Origin of the sequence: Phenylobacterium sp. (genome assembly GCF_037189685.1) — a bacterium.
In the GTDB taxonomy this organism is placed as follows: domain Bacteria; phylum Pseudomonadota; class Alphaproteobacteria; order Caulobacterales; family Caulobacteraceae; genus Phenylobacterium.
The window spans coordinates 1-6740 of record NZ_JBBCIT010000030.1 but is presented as its reverse complement, the minus strand read 5'-3'; the positions used below and the strand labels follow the sequence as shown (position 1 = coordinate 6740).

Here is a 6740-nt window from a genome sequence, read left to right as displayed (position 1 = left end):
TCCGTGGGGATCGGTGTGCATCCGTGGACCGACTGAGGGGGATGTTCGGGCGCCTGCGGCGGCTGGGGTTCGGACGGCGAAACCTCGCGGGCCTCGCCTTCGATGAGGTCGCCGTTGCCTTCGGGGCCGCCTTTCGGGTCGTCCTGGGGGTCGTTCCCGGAGCCGTCGTCGGAGTCCTTGTCGTGGAGGTCCATGAGGGTGCGGGCGCGGCGGATCTGGGTGTCGAGGTCCTCGTCCAGGAAGTCGGGCCTTTCGATCCAGTCCCAGGCCTCGTCGTGGAAGCGCTCGGCGAGGTCGCCCTGCTCGGCGGGATCGCAGCCCTCTCCGGCGGCGGCGTCGCGGACGGCGTCGGCCAGGACGTCGAGCCGCCCGGCGCGGGCCATGCGGTCGGGGTCGAGCCGGCCCGGCCCCCGGGCGGGCTCGGGGCGGGAGCGGCGCAGGCGGTCCTTGAGCGCCAGGGTCTGGCGCAGGCACCTGGCCAGGCGCTGGTAGGCGATGGCGAGCGCGGGCACGTCCTCGGGCTCGGCGGCCATGAGGGCGCCGTGGGCCTTCTCCGCGGCGGAGAGGTCCAGCGCCGCCAGCCGGTCCAGCGCGGCCAGCGCCTCGACGTCGATGTCGGGTCCCTCAGACATGAGGGACATCCAAACACCCCGCTACGTCAGAAGCGGACGTAGGCCGGCGGGAGGCTGATTTTCTTCTCCCGCGGGAAGGGCGCTCACGCTGCCGCGGCCCGCGGCGGCTCGACCATCTCGGCGCGATAGCGGTGGAGGACGCGGCGGAGTTCGCCCAGGGCCTCGTCCATGCGCGCGGTGGCCGCCGCAGTCTCGGCCTCGGGGTCGATCGCGCCGTCGGGAACCCAGAGGCGGATGGGCGGGCGGGCGCCGAGGAACGGGATGGGGGGCTGGATTTCCTCGGCGGGCGCCCACAGCTTGATCGGATGGAATTCACCGACGACGCCTTCGTGCTGGCCGCCCGCGCGCACGGCGAGAACGGCGCCATCGTCGACCTGCTGACGGCCGGGCACGGCCGCTGGGCCGCCCATGTCGCCGGCGGCGGCTCGCGGCGCATCCGGCCGCTGCTCCAGCCCGGCGCGCGGGTCCTGGCGCGCTACCGCGCCCGCGTCGCCGAACAGCTCGGTTCGGCCAGCCTGGAGGCCGCCGGGGCCGGGCCTTCGGAGCTGTTCGACGACCCCCTGGCCCTGGCCGGCGTCGCCGCCGCGGCCGCCGTCGTGGCCGGCGCTCTGCCCGAGCGCGAGCCGCATCCCGGCGCCTTCCTGGCCTTCGAGGCGCTCAGCGAAGCCTTCGCCCACCCCGAGATCTGGCCGGCGGTGTTCGTGCGTTTCGAGGCGGGCCTGCTGGCCGACCTGGGGTTCGGCCTGGACCTCACGCGTTGCGCCGCCACGGGCGCCGTCGACGACCTGATCTACGTCAGTCCCAGGACCGGCCGCGCCGTCAGCCGCGGCGCCGGCGAACCCTACAAGGACCGGATGCTGCCGCTCCCCGGCTTCCTGCTCGCGTCCCAGGCCCGGCTCCAGCCGGGTGACCTGGCGGCGGGCCTCGACCTGACGGGCCACTTCCTGCAGGCGTTCATCTTCGGCCCGCTGAACCGTCCGCTGCCACCGGCGCGAGTCTGGATGATCGAGCGGCTCCGTGACGCCGGCCGCCTTTAGGAGACCGGGGACGGCCCAGGCCGCCAGCGCCGCCGGGATCGCCAGCGCCAGCGGGGCCGCCGCCGCCGCGAGGCCGCAGGCGATGGCCGGGCCGTCCAGGGGCGCGCCCGCCAGCACCGCCAGCAGGATCGCGGTGGCCGCCGAGGTGCTGAGCGTTAGCGACGTGCGCAGGGCGTGCTCGGGCGACCAGGGGCGGGGCTCGGGCTCGTCGGGCCGCCGCTCCAGCGAGCGCAGCGCCAGGGCCAGCGGCGGCGCCAGCAGGATCGCGGCCCACAGGCCCGCATCGCGGGCCAGGCCCACGCCGGTGGCCGCGGCGGCCACCGCGGCGAGCGCCGTCGGGCCGGCGGCCGCGAGGGTGAACCAGGCTTTCACGTTCAATCGTCTGGGCGTGACATACATTGCGGCCACGCTTGCCGGCGGCGTTTAAGGCGCGGTTTCGAAGCGGGCAGTCGGGAGGGCGGAGCCTGCGGCCTTTTGACCCTGGGCGCATCCGGTGACCCGGCACATCGGTGACCCTGGAGGCTGTCAGGGACTGGGCTGTCGGGACTGGAGGCTTGCCCCTCTCTTCCAGGTCGTCATCCCGGGCTTGTCCCGGGGACCCAGGATTCCGGGTCCATGGCCTTCTGCGGCGGGCCGCGCGATGCGGCCCGCCCCCACGGCATTGCGGCCGAGGGATGGGTCGCCGGGACACGCCCGGCGATGACGAGCTGATGTTGTTCAAGGCTGTGGGACACCGGGCCCCAACAGCCTCCAGGCGCATCCGCAGACGGCATGGAGAGCCTGCCGGCCGGGCCGCGTGGGCGCAGCGGCTGGCCTACTGGAGCCGCGAGCTGCCGTTCAGCCCCGCGGCGCGGCGGGCGTGGGCGGGGCCCGATATCCAGCCGCCGCCGTACGGAATCCCCTCGGGCGCGGGGGGATCCTCGCCGTTCATCCAGGCCTCGTCGAACGGCGCCGGCTGGACGTGCAGCGTCACCGGGGGCCGGGGCCGGCCGGCGGCGGCGGTCGCGCGGAAGCTCTGGAGATGCTGGGGCAGGGCGCGCATGACGGGCGCCGCGGCGAGCGGTGTGACGGGAATCAGCGGACGCGGACGCGGCGCGGGAAGCGGCAGGATCTCAGGTGTGATCTCGGGTGTGATTCCGGGCGTCGTCTGGGGCGTGATCGCCGGCTGGCCGCCCTGTCCGATCTCGGCCTGTTCGATCTCGGCCCATTCGCGCTTCCAGTCGCGGCCGACGGCCACCGCCGCCGGCGGCGCCAGCCGCTCGTCCAGGGGCTTCAGCACGCGCCGCCAGAGGTCGTTCGCCACCGCGACGGCCAGCGGGCCGGCGGCCATCGCCAGCCCCACCGCCACCGACTCGCCGGTGAAGGGCGCCCCGGCGGCCACCACGAACAGCAGCCCGCAGGCCTGGCCCGTGGTCAGGCAGAAGGCGCGCGCCAGGTCCTGGTCGCGCTGCTGGGCGGGCGTGAGGTCGAAGCGCCGGCTCTCCAGGGAACGCAGCGCCAGCACGATCGCCGGCGCCAGCAGCAGGGCGGCCCAGAAGCCGGCGGCCTGCGAGGCGCCCACCCGGGTCGTCGCCGCGCCCACGGCCAGCAGCGCCATCGGCGCCGCCACCGCCAGGGCGAACCAGGCGCCCACGTTCACCTTCGGCGCCGCCACCAGCGCGAACGCCAGGCCGCGGCCGCGCGCGCTTCCGCTGTCGGGCTTGCGGCGTTTCCGGAGTCTGGACGGGGTCGGGCGGATGGGCCTGGTCCTTCTGGACGTGCGGTTTCGTCCCCAGGCTGGCCTCTCCAGACTTAATCGGCGTTTAAGGCCGGCCGGAATTCGGGCGGCCGGCGCGCCCCGGCCCTGCGACGTGGCGTCGCGCGTCGCACCGAATCCCGCCGTGCGCTAGAGAGGGGCCATGCCTCTCGACGTCCCGCCGCCCGAAGACAAAGATTCCGTCCCGCCCGGTGGCGGCGGAGGCGATCGAATCATCGACGAGCCGATCGCCGAGGCGCTGAGCCGGCGCTACCTGGCCTATGCGCTGAGCGTCATCACCGACCGGGCGCTGCCCGACGTGCGCGACGGGCTGAAGCCGGTGCAGCGCCGCGTTCTGTACGCCATGCGCGAGATGCGCCTGAACCCCGACGCGGCGGCCCGCAAGTGCGCCAAGGTCGTGGGCGAGGTGATGGGCGGCTATCACCCCCACGGCGACCAGTCGATCTACGACACCCTGGTCCGCATGGCCCAGCAGTTCGCCCAGCGCTATCCGCAGGTCGACGGCCAGGGCAACTTCGGCAACATCGACGGCGATAACGCCGCGGCCATGCGCTACACCGAGGCCAAGCTGACGGTGGCGGCCACCCTCCTGCTCGACGGGATCGAGGAGGACGCGGTCGACTTCAAGCCCACCTACGACGGGTCCGACGACGAGCCGGTGGTGCTGCCGGCCGGCTTCCCAAACCTGCTGGCCAACGGCTCGACGGGCATCGCCGTGGGCATGGCCACCTCGATCCCGCCGCACAACGCCGGCGAGCTGATCGACGCCTGCCTGCTGCTGCTGGACCGGCCCGACGCCTCGACCGAGGCCCTGATGGCCCACGTCCAGGGGCCGGACTTCCCCACCGGCGGCGTGATCGTCGAGCCGCAGGCGAGCCTGCTCGGCACCTATGAGACCGGGCGCGGCGGCGTGCGCGTGCGGGCGCGCTGGTCGAAGGAGGACCTGGGCAAGGGGACCTACCAGATCGTCGTCACCGAGATCCCGTACCAGGTGAAGAAGGCCGAGCTGATCGAGGGCCTGGCCGAGCTGATCGACGGCAAGAAGGCCCCGCTGCTGGGCGACGTGCGCGACGAGAGCGCCGAGGACGTCCGCATCGTCCTGGAGCCCAAGAGCCGCAACGTCGAGCCCGAGGTGCTGATGGAGAGCCTGTTCCGGCTCTCGGCGCTGGAGACGCGCTTCAGCGTCAACCTCAACGTGCTGGACGCGCGCGGCACGCCCGGGGTCATGGGCCTGAAACAGGCGCTGATGGCCTTCCTCGACCACCGGCGCGAGGTGCTGGTGCGCCGCGCCCGCCACCGGCTGGGCAAGATCGAAGCCCGGCTGCACATCCTCGACGGGCTGATGATCGCCTACCTCAACCTGGACGAGGTGATCCGCATCGTCCGCTATGAGGAGAAGCCGAAGGAGACGCTGATCGAGACGTTCGCGCTGACCGAGATCCAGGCGGACGCCATCCTCAACACCCGCCTGCGCCAGCTCGCGCGGCTGGAGGAGATGGAGATCCGGCGCGAGCACGCCGAGCTGGCCGAGGAGCGCGACGGCATCGTCGCCATGCTGGCCAGCGACAAGGCCCAGTGGAAGCTGGTGGCCACCGGCCTCAAGGACGTGAAGGCCCAGCTCGCCGACCTGAACGTGCGCCGCTCCACCTTCGCCGAGGCCCCGGCCATCGACGCCGACGCGGCCATCGAGGCGATGATCGTGCGCGAGCCGATCACCGTCATCCTGTCGGAACGCGGCTGGATCCGCGCCGCCAAGGGCCGGGTGGACGACCCGTCGGAGCTGAAGTTCAAGGAGGGCGACAAGCTCCAGTTCCTGGTGCCGGCCGAGACCACCGACAAGCTGCTGATCTTCGCCAGCGACGGCCGCTTCTTCACCCTGGCCTGCAACAACCTGCCGGGCGCCCGCGGCCACGGCGAGCCGCTGCGCCTGATGATCGACCTGGACGACAAGGTGGGTCTGGTCGACGTCTTCCCGCACAAGCCGGGCATGAAGCGCGTGCTGGCGTCGAAGCAGGGCTACGGCTTCATCCTGCCGGAGGAGGAGGCCATCGCCTTCCGCCGCGCGGGCAAGCAGGTGTTGAACGCCGGCGACCCGGCGAAGAAGGGCGAGGGCGCCGCCGTCTGCCTGCCCCTGAACGCGGCGGGCAGCGCGCACGCCGACCACCTGGCCGTCATCGGCGACAACGGCAAGCTGCTGGTCTTCCCCGTGGACGAACTGCCCGAGATGCCCCGCGGCAAGGGCGTGAAGCTCCAGGCCTACCGCGAAGGGGGCCTCAAGGACGCCGCCGCCTTCAACGCCGTGGACGGCATGACCACCGTGGACGCCAGCGGGCGGACGAGGACCTGGCCGGAATGGCGGGACTGGCTGGGCAAGCGCGCCGGGGCGGGGAAGCTGGCGCCGAAGGGGTTCCCGGCGACGAAGCGGTTCCGGCCGAGGTAGCGGCGTGAAGCGCTCTCTCCTTGCGATCACGATCGTCGCGATCGTCGCAGTCTGCGGCAGCGGCGCGGCGGCTAGCGCCGCGCCCTCGCAAGGCCAACGACTTCATGGAGGAGAGATTCCCAAAGCCGAGGGAAAAGAAGATGCGATCCTTACTGATCAGCGTTCAGCGACTACCGCAGCATGGGCCACCTTCTATCTCGGCGTGTTTCAGGCATTGCTCGGGATAGTTGGGGCTGTCGTTGTCTATCGCACCCTCGTCGAGACGCGCAGGACGGCCGTTGCAGCAGACCGAAGTGCCAAGCACGCGGTGATCTCAACGGAACGGCAACTGAGGGCATATGTTACAATCGACAGAGTGGACCTGACAGTCGAACGTCAGCAATTCGGAATCAAAATACATGTTCGCAATGGGGGTGCCACGCCGGCCCACGACTTGGGCGTCTTGGCTAACATTAGAGTCATACACTCGGATGATCCAAGCGAGGAGATGTTTGAGCAAATGGTCGAATATCCGAGTGTATCGGTCTTGGGTGGTCAATCATCTGAGGCCATCATTGAGATGGCTGCTAATGCTTCGACGGCAAACAACCCAGAGGCTTGTCTCTACGTGTTTGGCAGGATCAAATACTTGGACGCCTTTGGGGGTCAGCAGGTCACGAATTTTCGATTCATGCGCATGCCAATCAACACTGGACGTATGATTCCTAGTCGGCAAGGAAATTGCGCGAGCTAGCTGTCGAAGCTACGAAGGTTGTTCACCCGGGATCGGGTTGAGAGAGTGGGGTTGCGAAGCTCCAACCTCTGACCGGGAGACCCCGGATGAACGTGCATAAGAATGCCCGGCTGACGCCTTCGGGTCGAGCGCTGCTGGCTGG

7 protein-coding genes are annotated in these 6740 nt (G+C 71.1%); 4 read left to right on the top strand and 3 right to left on the bottom strand.

Features of this window, described 5'->3' with window-relative positions:
- Together WG212_RS17835 and WG212_RS17830 are read right to left on the bottom strand one after the other, a co-directional pair.
- Positions 1-632: hypothetical protein (locus tag WG212_RS17835; protein WP_337188464.1), on the bottom strand; the 632-nt coding region annotated here is incomplete at its 3' end.
- A gap of 83 nt (positions 633-715) precedes the next feature.
- Positions 716-982, bottom strand: a complete 267-nt coding sequence (locus WG212_RS17830) for a hypothetical protein (RefSeq protein WP_337188463.1) — start codon at positions 980-982, stop codon at positions 716-718.
- Here WG212_RS17830 and recO point away from each other — a divergent pair.
- Positions 938-1669: a DNA repair protein RecO gene (gene recO / locus WG212_RS17825; RefSeq protein ID WP_337188462.1), complete on the top strand. Its 732-nt coding sequence runs from the start codon at positions 938-940 to the stop codon at positions 1667-1669. The two genes, WG212_RS17830 and recO, sit on opposite strands and share 45 nt — an antisense overlap.
- A complete protein-coding gene (locus tag WG212_RS17820) occupies positions 1650-2096 on the top strand; it encodes a hypothetical protein (protein ID WP_337188461.1) in 447 nt (148 codons plus the stop codon). Before recO ends, WG212_RS17820 begins: the two co-directional genes overlap by 20 nt.
- A 387-nt stretch (positions 2097-2483) precedes the next feature.
- Here the strand turns inward: WG212_RS17820 and WG212_RS17815 are convergent, their stop codons facing one another.
- Positions 2484-3323 carry a hypothetical protein gene (locus WG212_RS17815; protein WP_337188460.1) on the bottom strand — a complete coding sequence of 280 codons (840 nt, stop codon included), beginning with the start codon at positions 3321-3323 and terminating at the stop codon, positions 2484-2486.
- A gap of 244 nt (positions 3324-3567) precedes the next feature.
- Between WG212_RS17815 and parC the strand changes: the two genes are divergently transcribed.
- On the top strand, positions 3568-5865 hold the full coding sequence (parC, locus tag WG212_RS17810) for a DNA topoisomerase IV subunit A (RefSeq protein WP_337188459.1): 2298 nt from the start codon (positions 3568-3570) through the stop codon (positions 5863-5865).
- Positions 5866-5869: 4 nt separating this feature from the next.
- Entirely contained in the window at positions 5870-6598 is a 729-nt protein-coding gene (locus tag WG212_RS17805) for a hypothetical protein (RefSeq protein WP_337188458.1), read from the top strand.
- Positions 6599-6740: the final 142 nt, after the last annotated feature.

Coding starts and splice junctions, on each gene's coding strand:
- recO (WP_337188462.1), top strand. CDS start 938: ATGGAATTCACCGACGACGCCTTCGTGCTGGCCGCCCGCGCGCACGGC.
- parC (WP_337188459.1), top strand. CDS start 3,568: ATGCCTCTCGACGTCCCGCCGCCCGAAGACAAAGATTCCGTCCCGCCC.